The organism is Candidatus Rokuibacteriota bacterium (assembly GCA_030647435.1).
Lineage (GTDB): Bacteria > Methylomirabilota > Methylomirabilia > Rokubacteriales > CSP1-6 > AR37.
Genome location: JAUSJX010000117.1, coordinates 1 through 2,666 on the forward strand (window position 1 = coordinate 1; position 2,666 = coordinate 2,666).

Below are 2,666 nucleotides of genomic sequence, written 5' to 3' on the forward strand. Positions count from 1 at the left end.
GGGTACCGCCGTTCATACTGCGACCTCCTGCACGAACAAAGCCTCAATCGGCCACCTTCGTGCGGTTCAGGGGCGTCTCAACGGAGCCGCGAGGCGCTCGAGCCTCGCGGCGGTGTCCTCGGCGATCTCAAGCCACCACACTCGACGGTGCGCCTGGAAGTCGTTGCGCTCGCCTTTCACCAGCCCACGCTTGATCCAAGCATGCACGACGTCCAGCCTCACGCCGAAGCGCTTGGCCGCTCCCGCCACGGAGTAGCGTCCATCAGGGTAACGGTCTGGAAGTAGCTCGCGCCGCGGCCGATCGGGCGCGATGCGGCAGATCCGCTCTTTTTTCCGCGTCCATCGGACAGCCCACGTGTTCCAGGTGAGGGCCCGGCCCGTCCGCATCCCTTCCGCGTTGAGGATCTCCGCGATCTCCTCGTCGTGCCGCCCGGCGGCAGCAAGGGCGCGCATTCGCTCGAGGGCCGCCGGTGGCGTCCGGAAGAGATCGCGCCGGTGTGGCCTCGGCACCTCGATCTCGGTCACCACCCCGCTCTGCCAGGCCACCGTGACCCGCGTCGCCCGCCGCGGCACCTCGATCGGTGACAGGGAGATGGCCTCGATCACGAGCCGCATCATCGCCTTCCGATCCGCGGGCGGCGTTACCGGCGATCGCCACACCGCCGGTAGATCCCGCGCCAGCTCCCGCACGCGCGCCCGATCTTCCTCCGACAGATCCACACGCCTGGTGCGGCGGGCCTCTGTGTATTGCCGCTCCACCTCCTCCAGCTCCCGGAGCTTGATCTCCCACTCGCCTTCGAGTGTTCTCGCCACCACGCGGTTGTCGGGGTCCACGGACTTGTAGCGCTTCTCGGCTCGACGCGCCTCGTATGCGGCCTGCTCTCGACGGGCGCGCCACTGCTTCGCCAGCTCCTCCGCTTGGCTTGCCACCTCGTGATCCACCGCCAACGCCAGCTCCAGCTCGCTCGGCACCATCGTGTCCAGAAACAACTGCTCCACGGCCTCGTCGATCCGCGCCCCGGCCACCGTCCAGCACCCTTTCTGGCCCTTGTCGCGATCCCCGTGACAGATGTACGTCCAGAACCGGGCCCGCGCCCCCCGCGCATACCCCGGTCCCATGCGCTGGCCGCAGCGACCGCAGACCAGCAGCCCACTCAACAGAGCCGGCCCTTCGCGCGGCGCGCCTCGGCTCAGGTTCCCCCTCCGCGTCAGGTTCTGCCGCAGCTTCTCCTGATTCTGCACGTACCGCTCCCACGTGATGTAGCCCGGATGCGCGCCCTCGATCTTCACCAACCACCGATCCGGATCGCGCGTGTCGGGACGCACCCGTCGGATCTGTCCGTCGACGAGCACCTTCTTCTCGCGCCGGCGGCCGTACGCGTACACGCCGGCGTAGACCGGGTTCTTCAGCATTTCGTGGAGGCGCGAGACCCCGAGCGGTTTCCACTCCACCCCGGAGTCCCCGTCCGCCGAGGTTCGTCGTGTCGGACACGTGAACCCCGTCTCGCGCGCCCACCGCACCACCGCCCACCCACTCGGCTCGACGTCGTACCTCTGAAACACGACGCGCACGGCCCGCTGCACGGCCTCGTCGGGATCCATCTCGAAGCCCCGTTCACCCCAGAGGTATCCGGTCGGGGCGGGCATCCTCAGAGCCCCGCGTCGCGCCTTGTGCTGCCGCGCGCCCTGCAGGCGCAACCGCAGCCAGTGGATCTCCGCTTCGGACATGGTCCCCTTCAACTCCAAGAGGAGCTTGTCGTCCTGGTCGTTCGGGTCGTAGATCCGCTGCTCGTCGACCACCGCCACGCCGGCCACGCCGCACAGCACCAGCAAGCGCCGCCAGTCCTCCGACGAGCGCGCCATCTGCGACACGTCGATCGCGAACACCCCGCCGGCCTCTCCGTGCGCGACCGCGCCGGCCAGACGGGCAAACCCGCTCCGCCCGTCGGTCGTCGTCGCACTTCGCGCTTGGTCCTCGTCGATGACCTCGATCGCCTCAGGCGCCCAGCCGAGAGCGACCGCTCGCTGCTTGAGATCGTACTGCATCATCGTCGACTCTCGATGGTGCATCACCTGCGCCATCGTCGACTGCCGCACGTACACGAACGCGCGTCGTGTCAGCTGCGACGCTTCGATCTGTCCGTTCATCGTCGGCCTCGCTTCTGCCGCACGCCTCGGCGACCAGCACGCGGTGCACCAGCTTGCTCCACCAGGGGAGGACCTTCCCCATCGTGGTGGGGCCCGGCGGTACCGTCGGTGGGCGCGGCATCGCGCTTCAGCTTTCGCGCATCTCCGTGGACGGTGTCAAGTTTTTCGGGCGACCCGCGGCTGCTCATCCGGGCCGCGACCCAGGCGCCGAGCTCGCGCAGCGCAGGCGGCGCCAATCGCACCGGCCGACCCTTCACCGTCAGCGCCGCCGGCCGGGGTACCAGATCGGTCCACCCGATCGGCAGGAGCCTCCGTTGGCCGTCGGCCTGTTCCACCCGCAGCGCGTGGTGGCCGTAGCGAGCGACGACCTCGACTCGCTCGCCATAGAGCGGATGAACTGGCAACCGGATCGTCGCCATCGGCCCGCTCGCGAGCTCACCCGTCCGAGGCCGAAGGGGCTTCGTCGCGTTCTGCTTGGCCTTGGTAGTGCGCTTTGTCTTAGTTTGTCTGGTGCTTCG

The 2,666-nt window shown here is 68.8% G+C and carries 2 protein-coding genes; both read right to left on the reverse strand.

Annotated features, from left to right (window positions below; genetic code table 11):
• Positions 1 to 66 precede the first annotated feature (66 nt).
• Positions 67 to 2,148, reverse strand: a complete 2,082-nt coding sequence (locus Q7W02_20275) for a recombinase family protein (protein MDO8478486.1) — start codon at positions 2,146 to 2,148, stop codon at positions 67 to 69.
• Positions 2,145 to 2,666 (reverse strand): hypothetical protein (locus Q7W02_20280; GenBank protein ID MDO8478487.1); only part of this gene is annotated, 522 nt, incomplete at its 5' end. The genes Q7W02_20280 and Q7W02_20275, both read right to left, overlap by 4 nt.

Excerpts from the sequence above, each read along its gene's own strand:
- Q7W02_20275 (MDO8478486.1), bottom strand. The coding sequence starts at position 2,148 with ATGAACGGACAGATCGAAGCGTCGCAGCTGACACGACGCGCGTTCGTG.